Annotated in this window: 16 protein-coding genes; 11 read left to right on the top strand and 5 right to left on the bottom strand. The window is 71.2% G+C overall.

The window, feature by feature from the left end:
- Positions 1 to 64: 64 nt before the first annotated feature.
- Positions 65 to 820: a uridine kinase gene (locus tag ACQEVJ_RS03695; protein WP_433097152.1), complete on the top strand. Its 756-nt coding sequence runs from the start codon at positions 65 to 67 to the stop codon at positions 818 to 820.
- Here ACQEVJ_RS03695 and ACQEVJ_RS03700 read toward each other — a convergent pair.
- Positions 789 to 1,442, bottom strand: a complete 654-nt coding sequence (locus ACQEVJ_RS03700; RefSeq protein ID WP_433097154.1) for a helix-turn-helix domain-containing protein — start codon at positions 1,440 to 1,442, stop codon at positions 789 to 791. The two genes, ACQEVJ_RS03695 and ACQEVJ_RS03700, sit on opposite strands and share 32 nt — an antisense overlap.
- A gap of 100 nt (positions 1,443 to 1,542) precedes the next feature.
- Between ACQEVJ_RS03700 and ACQEVJ_RS03705 the strand changes: the two genes are divergently transcribed.
- The gene (locus ACQEVJ_RS03705; RefSeq protein ID WP_433097156.1) at positions 1,543 to 2,667 is read left to right on the top strand and encodes an NAD(P)/FAD-dependent oxidoreductase; all 1,125 of its coding nucleotides are present in this window, start codon (positions 1,543 to 1,545) and stop codon (positions 2,665 to 2,667) included.
- Here the strand turns inward: ACQEVJ_RS03705 and ACQEVJ_RS03710 are convergent.
- The gene (locus ACQEVJ_RS03710; protein ID WP_433097158.1) at positions 2,664 to 3,785 is read right to left on the bottom strand and encodes a PucR family transcriptional regulator; all 1,122 of its coding nucleotides are present in this window, start codon (positions 3,783 to 3,785) and stop codon (positions 2,664 to 2,666) included. The genes ACQEVJ_RS03705 and ACQEVJ_RS03710 overlap by 4 nt on opposite strands.
- 104 nt (positions 3,786 to 3,889) lie before the next feature.
- Positions 3,890 to 4,204 carry an EF-hand domain-containing protein gene (locus tag ACQEVJ_RS03715; protein WP_433097160.1) on the bottom strand — a complete coding sequence of 105 codons (315 nt, stop codon included), beginning with the start codon at positions 4,202 to 4,204 and terminating at the stop codon, positions 3,890 to 3,892.
- Between the two features lie 8 nt (positions 4,205 to 4,212).
- Here ACQEVJ_RS03715 and ACQEVJ_RS03720 point away from each other — a divergent pair, with 8 nt between their 5' ends.
- On the top strand, positions 4,213 to 5,127 hold the full coding sequence (locus tag ACQEVJ_RS03720; RefSeq protein WP_433097162.1) for an SDR family oxidoreductase: 915 nt from the start codon (positions 4,213 to 4,215) through the stop codon (positions 5,125 to 5,127).
- A gap of 329 nt (positions 5,128 to 5,456) precedes the next feature.
- On the opposite strand, the gene ACQEVJ_RS03725 is transcribed toward ACQEVJ_RS03720, so the two are convergent.
- Positions 5,457 to 7,664: a sialidase family protein gene (locus tag ACQEVJ_RS03725; RefSeq protein WP_433097164.1), complete on the bottom strand. Its 2,208-nt coding sequence runs from the start codon at positions 7,662 to 7,664 to the stop codon at positions 5,457 to 5,459.
- A 181-nt stretch (positions 7,665 to 7,845) separates the two neighbouring features.
- Complete coding sequence (locus ACQEVJ_RS03730; protein WP_433097166.1) at positions 7,846 to 8,967, bottom strand: cellulose binding domain-containing protein; 1,122 nt, start codon at positions 8,965 to 8,967, stop codon at positions 7,846 to 7,848.
- 857 nt (positions 8,968 to 9,824) lie between these two features.
- Between ACQEVJ_RS03730 and ACQEVJ_RS03735 the strand changes: the two genes are divergently transcribed.
- The 8 genes from ACQEVJ_RS03735 (at position 9,825) to ACQEVJ_RS03770 (ending at position 19,183) form a co-directional block, all read left to right on the top strand.
- Positions 9,825 to 11,105 (top strand): cytochrome P450, encoded by a 1,281-nt coding sequence (locus ACQEVJ_RS03735; RefSeq protein ID WP_433097168.1) that lies wholly within the window; start codon positions 9,825 to 9,827, stop codon positions 11,103 to 11,105.
- A gap of 60 nt (positions 11,106 to 11,165) precedes the next feature.
- Positions 11,166 to 12,059 carry a terpene synthase family protein gene (locus tag ACQEVJ_RS03740; RefSeq protein WP_433097170.1) on the top strand — a complete coding sequence of 298 codons (894 nt, stop codon included), beginning with the start codon at positions 11,166 to 11,168 and terminating at the stop codon, positions 12,057 to 12,059.
- Positions 12,056 to 13,672 (top strand): prenyltransferase/squalene oxidase repeat-containing protein, encoded by a 1,617-nt coding sequence (locus ACQEVJ_RS03745; protein ID WP_433097172.1) that lies wholly within the window; start codon positions 12,056 to 12,058, stop codon positions 13,670 to 13,672. The genes ACQEVJ_RS03740 and ACQEVJ_RS03745 overlap by 4 nt, the downstream gene beginning before the upstream one ends.
- Before the next feature lie 190 nt (positions 13,673 to 13,862).
- Positions 13,863 to 16,163, top strand: coding sequence for a nitrate- and nitrite sensing domain-containing protein (locus ACQEVJ_RS03750; protein ID WP_433097174.1), 2,301 nt, complete (start codon positions 13,863 to 13,865; stop codon positions 16,161 to 16,163).
- Positions 16,160 to 16,594, top strand: coding sequence for a roadblock/LC7 domain-containing protein (locus ACQEVJ_RS03755; protein WP_433097176.1), 435 nt, complete (start codon positions 16,160 to 16,162; stop codon positions 16,592 to 16,594). The genes ACQEVJ_RS03750 and ACQEVJ_RS03755 overlap by 4 nt, the downstream gene beginning before the upstream one ends.
- A complete protein-coding gene (locus tag ACQEVJ_RS03760) occupies positions 16,591 to 16,965 on the top strand; it encodes a DUF742 domain-containing protein (RefSeq protein ID WP_433097178.1) in 375 nt (124 codons plus the stop codon). The genes ACQEVJ_RS03755 and ACQEVJ_RS03760 overlap by 4 nt, the downstream gene beginning before the upstream one ends.
- A complete protein-coding gene (locus ACQEVJ_RS03765; protein WP_433097180.1) occupies positions 16,946 to 17,545 on the top strand; it encodes a GTP-binding protein in 600 nt (199 codons plus the stop codon). Before ACQEVJ_RS03760 ends, ACQEVJ_RS03765 begins: the two co-directional genes overlap by 20 nt.
- 357 nt (positions 17,546 to 17,902) lie before the next feature.
- Positions 17,903 to 19,183: an extracellular solute-binding protein gene (locus tag ACQEVJ_RS03770; RefSeq protein WP_433112551.1), complete on the top strand. Its 1,281-nt coding sequence runs from the start codon at positions 17,903 to 17,905 to the stop codon at positions 19,181 to 19,183.
- Positions 19,184 to 19,189 lie beyond the last annotated feature (6 nt).

Consider the following 19,189-nt stretch of genomic DNA (forward strand, 5'->3'; position numbering starts at 1 on the left):
GACGCGAGTGTCCTATATATGTACGACGATTCGCCATGCCGCCGTGAATGTCAAGCTGCGGGCCATGAGCACAGCGGAAGTCCACCTGTCCGTCTCGACCTGGCGGCAGCCGTCGCCCTCGCCCGCGTCCCCCGTGCGTACGGCGCTGGTCGGGCGGATCGCGGAGCGCGTGCTGGCCCTCGGGCCGGGCCGGCTGCGTGTCGGCGTGGACGGGCTCACGGCGGCCGGGAAGACGAGCTTCGGCCACGAGCTCGCCGAGCACCTCGCCCGGGCCGGGCGCCCGGTGCTGCGGGCGAGCCTCGACGACTTCAAGCGGCCGTGGCGCGACCGGCACCTGTACGACCGGGAGTCGGGTGAGGGCTACTACCGGAACGCGTACGACTACGACGCGGCGATCGCCCTGCTGCTCGACCCGGCGGGGCCGGACGGCTCGGGGAGCGTCGCGCTGTGCTCCATCGACCCGCTGACGCAGGTGGACCACTCGTCGGTGCTGACGACCGCCGCGCCCGGCGCGGTCACGATCGTCGACGGGGTCTTCGCGTTCCGCCCGGAGATCGACGCGTACTGGGACCTGCGCGTCTGGATGGAGGTGCCACCGGAGACCTCGGTGCGCCGCGGAGCCCGAGCGCGACCAGGACTGGGCCGGGTCCGAGGCCGAGGCGCTGCACCTGCACCGCTATCTGCCCGCCGAGCGCCTCTACATCGCGGAGGCCGATCCGGTGGGGCGGGCCGACGTGGTCGTGGACAACACGGTGTTCGCCGAGCCGATCCTGGTGAAGTGGTGACCGTCAGCGCGGGGGTTCGGACAGGGCGGATGTGAGGCGGTCGGCGGCTTCCAGGACCAGCGGGCCCACCTTGTCCGCGTCGAGGTCGGCGAAGCTGACGAGGCCGACGGACGCCTCCAGCCACGGCAGGCCCGGAATCGGCGCGGCGATGCCCTGCGCGCCCTCCTGGAGGTGTCCCCTGCTCGTGCGCAGCGGCGGCTCCGTGCGGCCCTCGCGCAGCGCGAGCAGCGCCAGCCCGGCCGCGCCGCGCGTCAGCGGATGGCGCGAGCCCTCCCGATAGGCGACGTGGAAGTCGGTCCACGACGGCTCGACCACCGCGACCGCCAGGCCCTCGTCGCCCTCGGCCACGGTCAGGTGCGCGGTCGCCCCGGCCTGCTCCGCGAGCGCGCGCAGCGCCGGCAGCGCCGCCGCCCGCAGCAGGGGATGCACGGCCTGGGCCAGCACGAGCACCCCGAAGCCGAGATGCACGCGGCCGTGCGCGTCCCGCCGGGCGAAGCCCTCGGCCTGCAGGGTCGTCAGGAGCCGGTAGACGATCGGCCGGCTCAGGCCCAGCTCCTGGGCGAGCTCGGTCGGCGTGCGGCCCCGGTTCGCGTCGGCGAGCAGCCGCAACAGCCGTAAGCCTCGTTCGAGTGTCTGCGCCGATTCGGCCGCCATCATGCCTCCGATTATCACCGCCCCGGTGCGCCGGTAGGCGAAACCTACGCCCGACGTAGCCTACGTCGGACGTAGGTTTCGGTCCGCGATCAAGGAGTGGTGGATGAAGTCGGCGATCGTGGTGGGGGCGGGCATCTGGGGGTCGTCGCTGGCGCTGCGGCTGGCCGACGAGGGCTGGCGGGTGACGCTCGTCGAGCAGTACGCGCCGGGTCACGTGCGTCAGGCCAGCGCAGGGGAGACCCGCCTGCTGCGCTGCGCGCACGGCTCTGACGACTGGTATCCCCGGCTGGCCTGGCAGGCCCGCGACGCCTGGCGCCGGCTGGAACAGCGGACCGGCGAGGACCTGTACGTCGAGTCGGGGCTGATGTGGTTCGCCCGCGACCCGGACGGCTGGGAGACGCGCAGCGCCCGGGTGCTCGAGCGGCTGGACATCCCCTGCGAGCTGCTCGATCCGGCCGAGGCGGCGCGGCGGTTCCCCGGCCTGCGGGGCGACGACCTCGCCTTCGTGCTGTGGGAGCCGAACGCCGGAGTGCTGCGGGCCCGGCGGGCGACGCAGGCGACCGCGCGCCTGGCCGGCGCGGCCGGCGTGCGGCAGATCCGCGCCCGGGCCGTGCCGTACGGGCGAGGGGCCGGCGTCGTGGTGGATGGCGAGGTGCTGACGGCGGACCGCGTGGTGTGGGCGTGCGGCGCGTGGCTGCCGCGGCTGTTCCCGCACGAGGCGGGGCACGTCCAGGTGACGCGGCAGGACACCTTCCACTTCGGCGTGCCCAGGGACTGGACGACGCCGCCGCTGCCCGCGTTCTGCGACTACGACCTGTCGGCGTACGGGCACGGCGACCTGGACGGCATGGGGATGAAGATCACCGGCGACGCCGAGGGCGAGCCGTACGACCCGGAGAGCGGCGGCAGGCGGGTGCTGCGGCACACCGAGGAGCAGGCGCGCGCCTACCTGGCCAGGCGGTTCCCGTCGCTGGTGGGCGCGCCGGTGGTGTTCAGCCAGGTCTGCCAGTACGCGCTGACCAAGGACGCCGAGTGGATCATCGCCGAGGTCGAGGACGGCGTCTGGCTGCTCGGCGGCGAGTCCGGGCACGGCTTCAAACACGCCCCGGCCCTGGCCGGACACGTCGCGGAGATCCTCGACGGCACGCGGGAGCCGGAGGCGCGGTTCGGCCTGCACGAGCGGCCGGTGGCCCGGGGCCTGCGGACCAGTGGCGGCACCACTCCCTAACCGTCAGGCGGGCTCTGACGGGCCTGGCGGGCGCGCAGCACGATCTCCAGCTCGAACCGGACGTCGGGGTCGGCGAGCGCGTCGCCGTACAGCTGCTCGATCTGGCGCAGGCGATACCGCACGGTCTGCGGGTGGACGTGGAGCGCCGCCGCGACCTCGGCGACGCCCCGGCCGTGCCGCAGCCAGGCGAGCAGGGTCTCGGCCAGGCGGTCCTGCTGGGTTTGCCGCAGGTGGGCGAGGGGCGCGAGGCGCACCTCGGCCAGGGCGGCCACCAGGTCCTCGTCCTTGAAGACGACCAGCGTGGCCATGTGGTCGGCGCAGCGCAGCAGTCCCCGCCGGGGCAGGACGCCGCGGGTGCCGAGGTCGAGGGCCTCCCTCGCCCAGCCGAGCGAGTTCGCGGCGGCGGCGAGCGGCACGGCGGGGCCGATCGCGGCCCGCCAGCCGCGCAGGGCGCTCTCCAGCGCCTGCACCTGTCCGGGGCCGCCGGGGTCGGGCACCACGAGACACGGGACGTTGCGGTCGAGCCCGGTCAGCACGTCCGGTGGCAGCACCGGCAGGGGAGAACCGCCGTCGCGTTCCTCCAGGGCCACCCCGGCGACCGTGCGGGGGAGCCGCCAGCCGGCGGTCCTGGCCAGGTCGGCGACGGCCTCCGGCGAGGCTGCGGGCCGGGTGAGCAGCAGATCGAGCAGCCGCCGGCGGCGGCGCTCCATCTCGCCGGCCGCGTGCGCCCGCGCCTCGGCGAAGCCCTCCGCGGCCGCGTCGGCGAGCTGGTCGAGGTAGACGAAGATGGCCTCGCCCAGGTCGTACAGCGTCCGCGGATCGAGGCCGAGCTGCTCGGACTGCTCGGTGAGCCGCCGCCAGGCCACCCGCGCGCCCAGTCGCATCGCGGTCTGGAAGGGCACGAGGTCACGCCCCTCGGCGGCCTCGCCCCTGCCGATCGTCCGGAAGACCTCGGGGTCCCACGGCGCCCGCGGGTTCTCGATGCGTTCCAGGAACCCCCGCAGCGCCTGGTTGACCGACAGCCGTAGGACCTTGATGTAGATCTCGTCCGCCGGGCGGGCGTATTCGGGCACCCGCCGCTGGATCTCCGCGATCATCCGGTCCGCGACGTCGCCCATGCGGGGGCGCAGTAGCCTCGCGACGCCCGCCGGCACCGCGCCCCAGAACTCGTCGTCGCCTTTCAGTGCTTGCTCAACGCCCGCTCAACGCAGCTCAAAGCCGCTCAGTGCCCGCTCAGCCAGGCGCCGAACTCCTCCAGGTCGATCAGGCCGTCGCGGTCGGCGTCGACCCTGTCGATCGCGCCCTGCGCCCCTTCCTGCGTGAGCGGCCGGCCGAGCACATCCATCAGGCGTACGAGCTCCTCGGCCGAGATCCGCCCGTCCCCATCGGTGTCGATAAGTTGAAAAGTCGCCGCGTATTCGCTCATGCCGTCCTCCTCCGGGATCGCGATCAGCACCCTAGCTGAAAGCACGCGCTGCCCCCAGGGATCGCGGCCAACCCGCGGGCTCCGTTTTTTGTCGGTGGCGTGTGCCAGCATGCCGTCTCATGATGAGCAGCCTGGATGGGAAGGTCGCACTGGTCGCCGGGGCGACCCGGGGCGCGGGGCGCGGGATCGCGGTCGAGCTGGGCGCGGCGGGGGCGACGGTCTACGTGACCGGCCGCAGCACCCGCGAGCGGCGCTCGGAGATGGACCGGCCGGAGACGATCGAGGAGACGGCCGAGCTGGTCACCGCCGCCGGTGGGCGGGGGATCGCCGTGCCGGTGGACCACCTCGACCGCGAGCAGGTGCGGGCCCTCGTGGAGCGGATCGACGCCGAGCAGGGCGGGCTCGACGTGCTGGTCAACGACATCTGGGGCGGCGAGCTGCTGTTCAGCTGGACCGACCGGCTCTGGGAGCACTCGCTCGACGACGGCCTGCGCATCCTGCGGCTGGCGATCGACACACACATCATCACCAGCCACTACGCGCTGCCGCTGCTGATCCGCAAGCCGGGCGGCCTGGTGGTCGAGGTCACCGACGGCACGGCGGAATACAACGCCGCCAACTATCGCGTCTCGTTCTTCTACGACCTCGCGAAGACGTCCGTGAATCGGATGGCTTTCGCCCAGGCCAAGGAGCTGGCCCCGCACGGCGCGACCGCGGTGTCGCTCACGCCGGGCTGGCTGCGTTCGGAGCTCATGCTGGAGCACTTCGGCGTGACGGAGGCCAACTGGCATGACGCGCTGGACAAAGTGCCGCACTTCGCCATCTCCGAGACCCCGGCCTTCGTCGGACGCGCGGTGGCGGCCCTGGCCGCCGACCCGGAGGTGAGCCGCTGGAACGGGCAGTCGCTGTCCAGCGGCCAACTGGCCCAGGTGTACGGCTTCACCGACGTGGACGGCAGCCGCCCCGACTGCTGGCGTTATCTCGTGGAGGTCCAGGACCCCGGCCGCCCCGCCGACGTCACCGGCTATCGGTGACAGAGCCAGTCCGGTTCCCGCTTCCGCCCCCTGGAGACGCCCGACGGGACCGCAAGGAGCGGAGCGGGCGGGAGCGAGGACCGCAGCGAAGGTCCAGCGAAGCGGACTTCGCGAGGACCGGAGCTTTCGGCCGGCGCAGTGACGTCCGGAAAGCAGTGACGTCCGGAAAGCAGTGACGTCCGGGAAGCAGTGACGTCCGGGAAGCAGTGACGTCCGGAAAGCAGTGACGTCCGGAAAGCAGTGACGTCCGGAAAGCAGTGATGTCCGGAAAGCAGTGACGTCCGAAAATCAGATGTTCGGCGGCGGCCCAGCGAGGTGGCTCGCACCGATCAACGGGTGCCGAGGGTGGCCGTGACCAGGGTCCAGTCGATGTGGGCCTCGGCCGCGTTGCCGCCCCCCGTGCCCGCCACCCAGTGCGCGACCTGCGGCGTCTCCCTGCTGTCGGGGACCACCCAGGTCGCGCCCGTGTCCGCGCCGTCGCGGTGCAGGCGGGCCACTCCCGCGCTGTCCACGGTCACCTTCCAGGTGGCGGGTCTGCCGGCCTCGGGGAGCGTGAGGATCCTCTCCCAGGTGCCGGATCCCTTCGTCATCGTCCACACGCCGCCGCGCTGAACCGTCAGCATGAGCCGCCGGGCGCCGTTGGCGACCTTCGTCCCGAGGCTGACCCCTCGCCCGGTCCGCGGGTCCAGGGCGCTGTCGTCGATCACCCGGCCCCGGAACTCCACGGTGAAGTCGCACGCCCTGGTCACGTCGAGGGGCAGCACGGCCGAGACGACCCCGCTCGTGGCGCTGCGCAGGCGCAGGCCGCCGTCCACGACCGCGGCTCCCCGGTCGAGTTCCCATCCCGCCCAGGAGCCGCCCGCCACGTGATCGGTGACCTCGACCAGCTCCAGCACGGCCTCCCCGTCGCCGGTGACCGACACACCCGGCGGGCCGCCCGCCGCCGGGATGGTCCACCGCGCTCCGGGCGGGCCGGCCGGGGGGACGGCCTGCGTGGTCGCGGCGCCCCCCGCGTCGACGATCACCCGCCACCGGTCTCCCACCCCGGGGACGGGCGCCCACCCGTCCGCCGTCAGGGCGTGCAGGCCGTCGGGCCGTACGGCCAGGTGGAGGAGGCGCGTGCCCGTGCTCACCTCGATCCCCAGGCCGTCGCCGGAGCTCGGGAAGCGCGTCACCCTGCCGTGGAAGGTCAGGACGAAGCCCTCAGGCGGTCCGTACGGGCGGCTGATCCGCCCGGCGGTCAGGCGCAGAGCACGGGCGTCATCAGGGGAGGAGGCCGCCGAAGCCGGGCCGCCATCGCCGAATCCTCCGATGACTTCGGCGCCGCCGCTCATGGTCCATCCGCCCCAGCCGGGAGCGATCCCGGTGAAGACGTCGGCCAGGTCGAGGCGGGCGACCTTGATCTCGATCTGGTTGTGCTCCCAGACGACGAAGAACCGGCCCGGCTCGTACTCGTCGGCCGACGCGTAGACGTCCCAGCCGCGGGCCGCGCCACGGGTGAGCCGCCTGCCGTCGGCGAAGAGCCGCCCCGGGCCCCACGGCGCACCCGGACGTCTGACCTTGTAGTAGAGGACCTCGCGGTACTGGTCGGGCTTTGCGGACGCCGGGCCGGTGAACGGCCCGGCCAGCGTGTTGTAGACGGTCAGATAGCGATCGAGGGAGTCCTTCGTGAAGAAGGTCTTGACGTAGTAGTTCGGCAGTTCGGGGTCCACGGCGAAGGCGGACCAGGTCAGCCCGCCGTCGGTGCTGGTCGCGGTCGCGGCGTACGCGGCGTGGGTGCGGTAGTGGGCGTCCTTGTCCGCCGCGGTGCCGCCGCGCAGCGTGCGCGCGACCATGAGCAGGGTGCGCGGATCGTCCTGGGCCACGACGACCTGCGGCTCCTCGACGGACAGGCCGGGCGGATTATCCGCCAGGGCGCCCGGCGTCCAGGTGACCAGGTCGGCCGAGCGCAGCACGCCTGCCCTGGTGGTGCCGCCCGCCGCCTGCCAGTACGGCACCAGCCAGACGCCCTCGTGCCTGAGTGGTTTGCCGGCCACGACGACCCCCCGGGAGTTGGGCGGCACGGCGACGGAGACGGGGTGATCGGCCCAGGTGCGGCCGCCGTCGGTGCTCCTCCTGGCGACCATCGTCACCGGGAAGCCGTCGACGTTCCCCGCGGCGTCGCGATCGGCCGCGATCGTGATCCGGCCGAGCAGCGCCAGCAGCGCGTCGCCGTCCTTGAGGAACACGACGTAGTGGTAGCGATGGGTGGAGGTGTCCGCCGCGAGCGTGCCGGTGGTCCAGGTGCGGCCGCCGTCCCCGGATCGGGCGTACATGATCGCGCCCTGGTCGGTGGGCGAGGGGTCCACCGGATCGGCCGCCCCGGCCCGCCAGGCGACCACGAGGCGGCGGGCGTCGAGGGCGGCGACGTCGGGGACCCGGTTGCCCTCGTGGGCGAGTTCGCGCACAGAGCCGGTGCCGCCGTACACGGTGACGGGGTCGCGGACGGCGGCGCCGACCACGTCGATATCCGGCCATGACCGGTCAGAGGGGATCACCCGTACCAGGGAACACGGCCGGCGACCGCGAGACGGCGGCTGTCACGAACAGTTCGAAAGACGTGCATCCGGCCGTAAGCGCGCGTCCCCCGGGCCCGCATAGGGGGCACCGGGGGACACCGGGGGACGCACGCCTGCCGGGCGGGCCGACCGCGCCGATAGAGGCCCGGCCCGATCGAGGTCAGGCGGCCGCGCAGGCGGGCGTGGGGGCGGAATCGGAAGCGTTCCAGGAGGCGATGAAGCCCAGCGTGGTGCTCGCGCCGGCGTCGAGGGAGCCGTTCCAGCTCTCGTTCTTCACGGTCACGCTCGCCCCGCTCTGGGTGGCCTTGCCGCCCCACGCCTGGGTCACCTGCTGCCCGTTGGCGAAGGTCCAGGTCACGGTCCAGGCGCTGATGGGAGCGGTGCCCGTGTTCTTGACCGTGACCTCACCCTGGAAGCCGCCGCCCCACTGATTGGTGATCTTGTAGGTCGCGCTGCAGCCCGACGGGCCGGACGAGGGCGAGGAGGAGGGGGACGGCGACGGCGACGGAGAAGGCGACCGGGTCGGCGAGGGGCTGGGGCTGGGGCTGCGACTCGGGCTCGGGCTCGGGCTGGGGCTGGGGGACGGCTGCGCGCCGCCGAGCAGCGCCGACAGGGCGGGATACCACTTGTCCGCCATCTTCTGGTTGCCGCTGTCGTTGGGGTGCACGCCGTCGTAGGTGTCCGTGCTCGTGCTGAAGCCGGTCCACTGGTCGACGACCACGATCGGGGAGGCCGCAGTGGTCTTCGCGGCGGCCCAGCCCGGGATCGCGCTGTTCAGGGCGACGGCCCGCTGGGCGCACTCGGGGCAGGTGCTCGGGTTCATCGGGATGATCTGGGCGACCAGGATCTTCATGCTCGGGTTGCTCGCCCGCATCTGGTCCACGAGCTTGCCGTAGGCCGCGAGGATCGTGTCGGTGGGCTTGTTGCTCCACACGTCGTTGGTGCCGAAGTGCATCATCACGATGTCGGGACGGGTCGCCGAGAGCCAGCCCGGGAGCTGGTTCTGGTCGGCGACGTTCGTGACGAGGAAGCCGCCGTGGCCCTCGTTGTCACCGTCGTACGGCACCCCGCACCCCTGGGCGGGCAGCGTCCCCACCATGTCGATGTTGGTGAAGCCGCCGTTCTGCAGCTTGTTCCACAACAGGGCCCGCCAGCAGCCGGGCGATCCGGTGATCGAGTCACCCAGGGGCATGATCCGTACCGTGGCCGCCTCGGCGGGCCGGGCGACGAGCAGCCCGAGCACCACGAGCAGGGCCGCCACCACCGCACTTCTCTTCGACATCGCGTCTCTCCCTCGTGCTGTCCCGCGCGATGGTAGAGACCGGCCCGTCGCCCGGCCCAGGGACGAGGCGCGGAAAAAGCCCTGACCAGCGGGGATGCGTGTACGTTTCATCCGATGACTCGCGGCGCGGGCGGGCGTCGCTTCCGGCTCGTACGGTCTCCGCCGGCACAGCGGCCCCTGCCGTCCGCAGCCGGGGGACGGTGCCGTGTTCCACCGCCGGGCACGAGCGAATATGCTGCTCGGGATTAACTTTCCGCACGTCACCGAGAGGATTCGGTCCCCATGTACAAGGAGTTCCTCGGCGAGGTCGTGGTGTGGCTGATTCCCATCGTCATCCTCGTGGGCATCGCGCTGCTGGTGACCAGCCACGCCTGACGACGCGTCGTGAGGGGCCGGGCCGTGAGGCCCGGCCCTTCCCTTTTTCCCGGCACGTCAAACCGTCTCAAGCGACAAATCTGGCTATAGGCGCATCTAGGGCCACACCGGCATAAAAGTGTCACTGACCTGCAATGTTGATCATTTGGAGTCGATCATGTGATACTGCCCGAAGTGACGCCAGAGAGGCCGAGAGGACTCATCTGGCGAGGAACGAGGTGTGAGGGAGCGAGGGGAGTTTGCCGGCTCTGCCGACTGTCCGATCCACGACGAGTAAGTGATCCACGTCCGCGCCCTCACGAGCACGACCAGCGGTTTCCGAGCACATCACGGTGCCGCTGCCGCAGCGTGCCATGAGCTCGCGGGCGCCGCCACCAGGTGGGAGACAAACCGCGATGTCTGCCGATACCGGTTTCCGCTCAAGTGACGCCCCTCGATCCCTTCCCCTCCGCCGCGCTCTGCCCCGCCTACTCCGCGACCCCGTGAACGCGCTTGCCGATTTCGGCAGGCAGGCCCGAGGTGACGTGGTGCGGATCCACCTGGGGCCGTTCCGTCCGTACCTCGTCAGCCACCCCGACCATGTGCAGCACGTTCTGCGCGGCAACTGGACGAACTACGTCCGCGACGGCATGTTCTGGAAACCCCTGGAGCGGGTGGCCGGGAACAGCATCATCAGCGACGGCCCGGGCTGGGAGTCCAGCAGGAAAATCCTGCAGCCGCTGTTCACCGCGCGGTACGTGAACTCGCTGGCCCAGGGCATGGTCAAGGCGATCGAGGAGTGCCTCGAGGAGCTGACGCCCCATGCCCGCGACGGGCGGCCGGTGGACATCGGCGAGGAACTGGCCCGCATGGCGAACCGCGCCGTCATCCACGTCCTGTTCGGCGACAAGATCCCGTTGAAGGACGCCGAGCGGCTGGCTCCCGCGTACGCGACCGCCGCGTCGTCCTTCACCTTCCGGCTGTTCATGCCCTTCATTCCCTACTCGGTGCCCGTTCCGGGCGACCGGGCCTTCACGCGCGCCGTGAAGACGATCGACAGCGTGGTGGTGCCGCTGGTCCGGCAGGCCCTGCGCGACCCCGGGGAGGGCCGCGACATCATCTCCGCGCTCGCCCGCGCCCGCGGCCAGGAGGGGGACGGATCGGGTGAGCAGCAGATGCGCGACGACCTCGTCAGCATCTACGGCGCGGCCGCGGAGACCACGGCGACGGCGCTGACCTGGCTCTGGCCGCTTCTCCACGCCCATCCCGACGTGACCGCGCGCCTGTACGACGAGGTGGACGAGGTCGTCGGGACGGGCCCCGTCGATCCGGAGCAGCTCCCGCGGCTGCGGTACATGAAGGCCGTGCTGCAGGAACTCCTGCGTCTGTACCCCTCGGGGTGGATGTTCCCGCGCATGGTGGTCGCCCCGGACGAGATCGGCGGCACCAGGGTCGAGGCCGGTTCGCAGGTTCTGATCAGTCCGTACGTCACGCACCGGCTCGACGAGTTCTGGGATCGGCCGATGGACTTCGATCCGGAGAGGTTCGCCCAGGACACGGGGGAGCGTCGGCACCGCTACGCCTACTTCCCGTTCGGCGGTGGTCCGCACGTGTGCCTCGGGCTTCACCTGTTCTACGTGGAGGCGCCACTCCTGCTCGCCTGCCTGCTGCGCAGGTTCAGGCCGGTCCTGGTGAACCCGGGGCCGTACACCGCCGTCCCGGCGGGCTCCGTCCGGCCGAAGGAGACGGTGGAGCTGCGCCTGCTCCCCCGCGACACGGCCTAGGCGCAGATGCCCGCGTGAGGCGGGACGTAGAAAAAGGGTCGTTTCGCCGGAAAGGGTGTCATGTCGCCTGTAGAGATCGACGAGATCGAGAGGACCGCGGATCAGGGTAGGACGGTCGGTCTCGCGTTGGCCTGTCAACGAGACCTCGCGGATCACGCGGCGCGATATCCCGGGCTCTTTCCCGCCGATCGGTTCGGTCCGAGCCTGTTCGCCGGGCTCTCCCTGGCCAACGCCTTCGGCGCGCCGTGGTCCACGGCCGACCAGTTGCGTTTTCTGACCAGGGTGTCGCTGTGGGTGTTCGCCGCCGACTGGCAGGTGGACGACGTCACGAGATCCCGCGCCGACCTGGATGATCTCGTGTCGAGCTGCCTGCGGACCGCGGCCGGCGACGACGGGATTCCGGCCACGCCGCTCGCCGGATTTCTCGCCGATATCGCGTGCGATCTGAATTCCGTACCCGAATTCCCGGGCATGCGCGCGACCTGGAGCCAAAGCCTTGAGCGATTTCTCGTCGCGATGACACGAGAATGGGAGTGGCGCGCGTCGGCGTCCGATGGTGGCCCTCTGCCCGGTGTTCCGGAATATCTCGGCAACGCCGACAGCACGGCCGCGTCTTTCGTCAATGTCTCGCACTGGATATACAGCCGCGACACGCGGGCGATCGAGCACATCGGCGCGCTGACCGCGGCCGGCGCGCTCGTGCAGCAGGTGCTCCGGCTGCTCAACGATCTCGCGTCGTACGAACGGGACCTGGTTTCGGGGGACCTCAACGTGCTGGCCCTCGGCATCGGCCGCGCGGAGGTGACCGAGTTGATCGCCGAACTCGTCGCCCGCTGCCGGGAACAGATCGAGCCTCTGAAGGGGCGATGCCCGCGGGCCGCCGCCTATCTGGAGCGCCAGATCGGCTTCAGCGCGGGGTTCTACCGCCTGACCGACTACTGGAGCGGGCGGTGAGCGTGAACGACCTCGCCCTCGGCGTACCGCCGGTGGACACCGGCACCCTGGCCCGCGAACTCGTGTCCGGCCTCATGCTCCGGCCCTGGGGCGAGGTGTCCGCCTCGGTGTACGAGACCGGCCGGGTGGTCGCGCTCGCACCCTGGCTGACGGGACACGCGGAGCGGGTCGACTACCTGCTCGCGCGGCAGCGGACGGACGGCGCATGGGGCGCCCCGGACGGCTACGAGCTCGTGCCGACCCTCAGCGCGACCGAGGCTCTGCTCTCCCGGCTCCGGCACGCCGGCGACGCGTCGCTGTCGGAACCGGTGACGCGGGGGCTCCTCGCGCTGTCGCGCGTCCTGTCGGCGTCCGGCGGCCTGTCGCTGCCGGACACCCCCGCGGTCGAGCTCGTCGTCCCCTCGCTGATCGCTCTCATCGAGGACCATCTGCGCGAAGCGCCGGACCTAGGGCTGCCCTCCGTCCGCCTGGCCGTGCCGCCGGGCATGGACGCCGCCAGGCTCGCCCGGCTCAGGGGCGCGCTCAGATCGGGCGCCGACGTACCTCAGAAGCTGCTGCACGCGCTCGAGGTGGCAGGGGAGGCGGCCTGCCACGCGCCGGGCCTGGTCCCCACGGCGATCGGCACGGTCGGGGCCTCCCCCGCGGCGGCCGCCGCCTGGCTGGGTGACAGGGCCGGGTGGAGCGACCGTTCCGTGCATCCCCGTCATCCCCTGGTACGCCGCCATCTGGAGGCGGTCGCACGTCGTTACGGCGGCCCTGTCCCGGTCGGCCTGCCCATCACGTTCTTCGAACGGAGCTGGGTCCTGAGCTGGCTGGCGCGCGCCGGTGTCCCGTTCGACGCGCCCCCCGAGATGGTCGCCGACCTCTGCGTGACGGTGGGGCAGGAGGGAACGGCGGCCGGGGCGGGGCTCCCGCCGGACGCGGACACCACGTCGGTCGTCCTGTACGCGCTGGCGCTCCTGGGCGTCCGCCTGGAGCCGGAGAGCCTGCTGGCGTACGAGTCGGAGACGTGCTTCCACACCTGGCCGGGCGAGCAGGGCTTCTCGACCAGTGTCAACGCCCACGTGCTCGACGCGTTCGGGGCGTACGTCGAGCGCCACCCCGAGGCGGCCGGCCGCTACGAGGGACGCATGGTCAAGCTGGCCCGCCTGCTGCGCGACCACCAGCAGGCGGACGGAAGCTGGTCGGATCGCTGGCACGCCTCCCCCTACTACGCGACGGTCAGCTGCGCCCTCGCACTGCACGAGTTCGGCGGCGCGGACTCGGCCGCCGCCGTACGCCGGGCGGTGCGCTGGGTCCTCGGCACACAGCACGAGGACGGCTCCTGGGGACGGTGGACGGGCACGCGCGAGGAGACGGCGTACGCCCTTCAGATCCTTCTCATGACAGGCTCGGGCGAGGACGAGCGACGGGCGGCCGCGGCGGCGCGCGGGTACCTGTTCCTCACACGATCCGCCGGGACGGAGGACCCGGCGCTGTGGCATGACAAGGACCTCTATCTCCCGGGGGCCGTCGTGCGCGCGGCGGTGCTCGCCTCCTGCCATATGGCGCGGCGCGACCCGGCGGTCCTGGCGGCTATCCAGCGCAGTCACAATCCTGTGAGGAAGCAGTAAATAGGCCATCGTTCCATAAAATGGGACATGTAGCCTCTTATGGGCGCGGTGTCGCCTTGAACGGTTTTGACCCTATTGCTAAGGTTCCAGAGCGTCGTAGCGGAAAGACGCTCCCGCCCTTGAGGGGTCATCGGCACCAATCATCCTGAAGCTTCTTCAGGTTTTGCGCACTTCACAGGATGGACGGCCCATGCGCTTCCGCAATTCCAGAGTACAGACCAAGGTGACGGCTCTGCTGCTGTCGCTCGCGGCGCTGTGGGCGTTCGCGGCATGGGTGACCTTGCGGGAAGGCGTCAACCTCCTGTGGGTGAGCACGCTGGACAACGCCGTCGTCCAGCCGAGCGAGCCGTTGCTCGTGGAACTGCAGAAGGAGCGCCGCCTCACGCTCGTGCGCCTCGGCAATCCCGCACAGGTGCCGCGCGCCGACCTACAGGCGCAGCGCGCCCGCAGCGACGCGGCCGTGAAGAACTTCGAGGAGATGTCGGCGGGCGACAACGTCCGCCTGGCGGCGACGCCCGTCCTCGAGACGCGCCTCGACGAGACCAGGCGGCGGCTGGGCGCGCTCGCAGCCGCGCGCAAGCAGATCGACTCCGGTCAGATCGACCGCGACCGGGCGGCGCGGGCGTTCACCGACGTGACCGACGCCATCTACGGCCTGTACGTCTCCCTCGCGACTCTGGACGACGAGGCGGTCGCCAAGGACGCCCGCACCCTGGTCGAACTGACCCGCGCCAGGGAGATGTTCGCGCAGGAGGACGCGCTCCTGGCGGGGGCCCTCGCGACGGGACGGCTGACCGACGCGGACCGGGCCCGGTTCGCCCAGCTCGTGGGCGCCCAGCGATACCTCACGGACCAGGCGGCGGGCGAGCTGCCCTCGGCGGATCAAACCGCCTTCGAGCGGATGACCGATGGGCCGGCCTTCGTCCGCCTGCGTGCGATGGAAGAGCAGGTCATGCGGGCCGGGCGGCTCGACACCACACTCCCGGTGGCCCAGGACCAGTGGCGAAGCGTCGCGGAGACCGTCCTCACCCAGCGGCAGGACGCCGTGGAGAAGGCCGGCGTCGGTCTGGTCGACCGGGCGGCGTCGGTGGCCGTCGGAGTCGTCGTCCGTCTGGCGCTGGCCGGCGGTCTCGGCCTGGTGGCGGTCATCGCGTCGATCATCCTGTCGGTCACCACGGCCCGGGCGCTGGTGCGCCAGCTGGAGAAGCTGCGCGAGGCCGCGCTCGAACTGGCCAACGAGCGGCTGCCCGGTGTGGTCGCCCGCCTCGCGCAGGGCGAGAAGGTCGACGTCAAGGCGGAGGCGCCGCCGCTCGAATTCGGACCCGACGTCATCGGGCAGGTGGGCGCGGCGTTCAACACCGTGCAGGAGACCGCCATCCGCACCGCCGTCGAGGAGGCCCAGCTCCGGCAGAGCATCCGCGACATCCTGCTCAGCCTCGCCCGGCGTACGCAGTCGCTCGTGCACCGCCAGCTCACGCTGCTCGACGTGATGGAGCGGCGCGAGTCGGACCCGGCGGAGCTGAAGGACCTGTTCCGCATCGACCACCTCGCCACCCGCATGCGGCGCAACGCCGAGAACCTCATCGTCCTGTCCGGGGCGTCTCCCGCCCGCGCCTGGCGGCGCTCGGTGCCGATGGTCGACGTCGTACGCGGCGCGCTGGCCGAGGTCGAGGACTACACCCGCGTCACCGTGATGCCGATGGGGCAGACCGCGCTCACCGGACGCGCGGTGGGCGACGTCATCCACCTGCTCGCCGAGCTGATCGAGAACGCGGTGTCGTTCTCCCCGCCGTACACGATGGTGCAGGTAGGCGGCCAGGTGGTGGCCAGCGGATACGCGATCGAGATCGAGGACCGCGGCCTCGGGATGAGCGCCGAGGGCCTGGAGGCGACCAACCAGCGGATCGCCGACCCGCCCGAGTTCAACCTGTCGAGCACCGCCAGGCTCGGCCTGTACGTCGTCAGCCGCCTGGCCGAGCGGCACGGGATCAAGGTGTCACTCAAGGCGTCGCCGTACGGCGGCACGACCGCGGTCGTGCTGCTGCCGCGCGACCTCGTCATCGAGGGCGGGGAGGACCTGCCCGAGGAGGAGACCGGTCTCGGTCTCCCGCGGCGGGAACCCGGCCCCCGGAAGATCGCGCTGGTCGGCGCGCCCGAGGCGGTTTCCGGACCAGTTCAGGAGGTGGTTCCCGTGCCGAGGGCTCCCGAGCCGCCCAGGCCCGTGCAGAGCGCCCCACTCTCCGGCGGCGCCGATCCGGACGGGCCCGCGCCCTCGGGCGGGTTCACCCCGTCAGGACTGCCCTTCCGGGTGCCGCAGGCCAACCTCGCCCCCGCCCTCGCGGAGGAGCCGAGGAACGCGGGCGATGCGGAGGAGGAAGAGGACCGCTCGCCGGAGGACATCCGCAAGATCATGGGCTCGTTCCAGTCGGGGACGAGGCGCGGCAGATCCGAGGCCGCGAAGATGCTGGGTGAAGAGGAGGACAACCTGTGACGCAGAAGACCGGGGCCTCCGCGGACCTCGCGTGGCTGCTCGACGACCTCGTCGCGCGGGTCCGCGAGGTCGAGCACGGCATCGTGCTGTCCACCGACGGCTTGCTGCTGGCCGGATCGCAGGGACTTCACGTGGAGGACGCCGAGCACCTGGCCGCCGTCGCCTCCGGCCTGCAGAGCCTGGCGCGCGGCGTCGGTGAGCGCTTCCAGGGCGGGTCCGTACGGCAGACCATCGTGGAGATGAAGTCGGCCTACCTGCTCGTGACCGTGGCGGGCCAGGGCGCCTGCCTGGCCGTGCTGTGCACGGGAGACGCCGACGTCGGCCTGGTGGCCTACGAGATGGCCATGCTCGTCGTGCGCGTCGGGCAGTACCTCACCTCGCCCGCCCGGACGACGATCGACCGGGCCACGGGGAGAGAGGTCCGCCTGTGAACTCCGAGTGGGGCCCGGACGAGGAGCGCTTACTCGACGCGCCGACCATCCGGCCGTACGTGATCGCGCGCGGCCGTACGGAGGCGCAGGACCGCTTCGACCTCATCTCGCTCGCGGTGACGGTCCGGCCCACCACGGGAGCCGAGATCGGGCTGGACCCCGAGCATCAGGCGATCGTGCGGCTGTGCCGCAGGCCGCTGTCGGTCGCGGAGATCGCGGCCCATCTGGACCTGCCGGCCGGGATCGTCCGGGTCCTCCTCGGCGACCTGTTCGACCGGGGTTTCGTGGCCGTGCAGCAGCCTCAACCGGAGATGGACGTGCTCGACGAGCGGATGTACAAGGCGGTGCTCGATGGCCTTCGGGCGCTCTGATTCCGCGATGACCCCGCCGAAGATGCCCACGGCGATCAAGTTGCTGATCGCCGGAGGCTTCGGGGTGGGCAAGACCACGATGGTCGGGGCGGTGTCGGAGATCCGGCCGCTGCGCACGGAGGAGACGCTGACCGACCGCAGCGTCGGCGTGGACGACCTGTCCGGGGTCGAGGCGAAGGCGACCACCACGGTCGCCATGGACTTCGGCCGGATCAGCATCGGGCAGGACTTCGTCCTCTATCTCTTCGGCACCCCCGGCCAGGAGCGGTTCTGGTTCGTCTGGGACGAGCTCGCCCGGGGAGCGCTCGGCGCGGTCGTGCTGGCCGACACCCGCAGGCTCGCCGACTGTTTCCCCTCCGTCGACTACTTCGAGCGGCGCGGCACGCCCTTCGTCGTCGCGGTCAACTGCTTCGAGGGCGCCCCGGTCTTCGAGCTGGACGAGGTCAAGCTCGCGCTCAACCTCGGCCAGGATGTGCCGATCATGCTGTGCGACGCGCGCAAGCGGGAGTCGGGCAAGGAAGTCCTGATCGAGCTCGTCAAGCACGCGTACGGCAAGCGGCCGACCGCCGCCACCCGCTGACGCTTTCGTCGGCTCCTCACCCGGTCTGGTGTCCGGGTTTCTTCGCGTGCGCAGCTTTTCTTCTGTTGCGTACGATTTACGTTTCGCGGCGAAGCGATGTTTCCGTACCCTCGGTTCGCGCATGACCCGCGCCCTATCGGGTTTCGGCTGCCCTTAATACCGCCTGATTGCTATCTATTCATCCCTTTTGGGCGTCGTGAGTCGGCCGTGCTTTCCTTCGCCGTCGACCGTGCGTAACAGGTGCACAACAGCCGTTGATCTGAACCTAACCCCACTGTAACGTCTGCCCCATCGCAGAAACTATCGGGCGACTGCCGAAAGTTTCGGTCGGAATCCAGAAGGGAAACCACCGTGAAGATGAGTCGGCGAGGTGCGGCGCTCTTAGCGGCGTCGGCACTGGTCCTCGGGGGATGTGGTAGTACCGGGAACGACGCCGGCGAGAGCAAGAGCTCAGCCGGCGGCAAGGTGACCGTCGAGTTCTGGAATATCTGGACCACCGAACCCCTGAAGAGCTACGGCGCTCAGGCGATCAAGGATTTCCAGGCCGCGCACCCGAATATCACCATCAAGAGCGTTCCCTACGAGAACGAGGCGTTCAAGGCGAAGCTGACGACGCTCACCCAGTCCGGCAAGGCGCCGGACATCTTCCAGACCTGGGGCGGGGGCGTGCTCAAGCAGCAGGTCGACGCGGGCCTGGTCAAGGACCTCACCTCCGACGCCGGCTCCTGGCTCGGCAACTTCACGGACGCCGCGCTGTCGGCCTACCAGGTCGACGACAAGACGTACGCGATCCCGGACGACATCGGCATGGTGGGCTTCTGGTACAACAAGGCGCTGTTCAAGAAGGCCGGGATCGCCGAGCCCCCGGGGACCTGGTCGCAGCTCATCGACGACGTCAAGAAGCTGAAGGCCGCCGGGGTCACCCCGATCGCGCTCGCCGGCAAGGACAAGTGGCCGGGCCACTACTACTGGGCCTACCTCTCCATGCGGATCGGCGGCCTCGACGCCCTCAAGCAGGCCGGTGAGAGCAAGGACTTCACGGGTCCGGCCTTCGTGCAGGCGGGGCAGAAGCTCAAGGAACTGGCCGATCTCCAGCCGTTCCAGAAGGGCTACCTCGGCGCGACGTACGGCGACCCGGGCGGCCAGGCCGCGACGATGGGCGACGGCAAGGCCGCCATGGAGCTGATGGGGCAGTGGGCGCCCGCGGTCCAGAAGGACGCGGGCAAGGGCCTCGGCGACGACCTCGGGTTCTTCCCCTTCCCGGCGGTGGACGGCGGCAAGGGCGCGGTCACCGACGCCTTCGGCGGCGGCGGCGGCTTCGCGATCGGGGCCGACGCCCCGGCGGAGGCGATCGAGTTCCTGAAGTTCCTCACCGACAGCACCGAGCACCGCAAGGCGGTCGGGACCGGCGGCGTGCTCCCGGTGCTGAAGGGCGAGGAGGACGCGGTCAAGGACCCGAACCTGAGCGTGGTCGCCAAGAACCTCGCCGGGGCCACCGGGTTCCAGCTCTACCTCGACCAGGCGTTCCCGCCGGCCGTCGGCCAGGAGGTCAACGACACCGTGGCCCAGTTGATCGGCGGAACCAAGACGCCCGAGCAGGTGGCGCAGGCCATCACGGAAACCGCGAAGCAGGAGTAACTGTCG

It is taken from the genome of Microbispora sp. CA-102843, from assembly GCF_050936215.1.
Lineage (GTDB): Bacteria > Actinomycetota > Actinomycetes > Streptosporangiales > Streptosporangiaceae > Microbispora.

Excerpts from the sequence above, each read along its gene's own strand:
- ACQEVJ_RS03695 (WP_433097152.1), top strand. The coding sequence starts at position 65 with ATGAGCACAGCGGAAGTCCACCTGTCCGTCTCGACCTGGCGGCAGCCG.
- ACQEVJ_RS03700 (WP_433097154.1), bottom strand. The coding sequence starts at position 1,442 with ATGATGGCGGCCGAATCGGCGCAGACACTCGAACGAGGCTTACGGCTG.
- ACQEVJ_RS03705 (WP_433097156.1), top strand. The coding sequence starts at position 1,543 with ATGAAGTCGGCGATCGTGGTGGGGGCGGGCATCTGGGGGTCGTCGCTG.
- ACQEVJ_RS03710 (WP_433097158.1), bottom strand. The coding sequence starts at position 3,785 with ATGGGCGACGTCGCGGACCGGATGATCGCGGAGATCCAGCGGCGGGTG.
- ACQEVJ_RS03715 (WP_433097160.1), bottom strand. The coding sequence starts at position 4,204 with ATGCTGGCACACGCCACCGACAAAAAACGGAGCCCGCGGGTTGGCCGC.
- ACQEVJ_RS03720 (WP_433097162.1), top strand. The coding sequence starts at position 4,213 with ATGATGAGCAGCCTGGATGGGAAGGTCGCACTGGTCGCCGGGGCGACC.
- ACQEVJ_RS03730 (WP_433097166.1), bottom strand. The coding sequence starts at position 8,967 with ATGTCGAAGAGAAGTGCGGTGGTGGCGGCCCTGCTCGTGGTGCTCGGG.
- ACQEVJ_RS03740 (WP_433097170.1), top strand. The coding sequence starts at position 11,166 with ATGTCGCCTGTAGAGATCGACGAGATCGAGAGGACCGCGGATCAGGGT.
- ACQEVJ_RS03750 (WP_433097174.1), top strand. The coding sequence starts at position 13,863 with ATGCGCTTCCGCAATTCCAGAGTACAGACCAAGGTGACGGCTCTGCTG.
- ACQEVJ_RS03765 (WP_433097180.1), top strand. The coding sequence starts at position 16,946 with ATGGCCTTCGGGCGCTCTGATTCCGCGATGACCCCGCCGAAGATGCCC.
- ACQEVJ_RS03770 (WP_433112551.1), top strand. The coding sequence starts at position 17,903 with ATGAGTCGGCGAGGTGCGGCGCTCTTAGCGGCGTCGGCACTGGTCCTC.